1 pseudogene is annotated in these 377 nt (G+C 64.2%); it reads left to right on the top strand.

Annotation, left to right across the window (positions count from 1 at the left end):
- Positions 1-377, top strand: a pseudogene (locus KDH83_RS31955) (phage tail sheath subtilisin-like domain-containing protein); the annotation flags it as partial.

The following is a 377-nucleotide window of genomic DNA, read 5'->3' as shown; positions in this document are numbered from 1 at the left end:
CACCGGCCAGCGCATCAGCTCCGGCAGCATCCCTGCGGGTACCGTAGCCGCTCCCACCACGCTGAAGGCGTCGTATACCTACGCGAACCCGACACTGGTGCAGCCTTCGGACATCATCGGCACCATCAATGGGGCGGGCCAGCGCACGGGTATGAAGGCGTTCCGCGACAGCTACCAGCTTTTCGGGTACTACCCGAAGATCATCATCGCGCCGGTGTTCAGCACCCTCAACTCGGTGGCCACCGAACTCGGTGCGCTGATGAACAGCATTCGCGCCTTTGGCTTCGTGACCGCCCCCATCGGCACCACGTTCCAGCAGGCGATCACCGGGCGTGGGCCATCCGGCAGCATCAACTTCAACACCAGCTCGCGCCGCA

Source organism: Achromobacter sp. Marseille-Q0513 (assembly GCF_018195695.1).
GTDB lineage: Bacteria > Pseudomonadota > Gammaproteobacteria > Burkholderiales > Burkholderiaceae_B > Achromobacter.
Note: the sequence above shows the minus strand (reverse complement) of the source record. Positions and strands in the feature narration are given on the sequence as shown.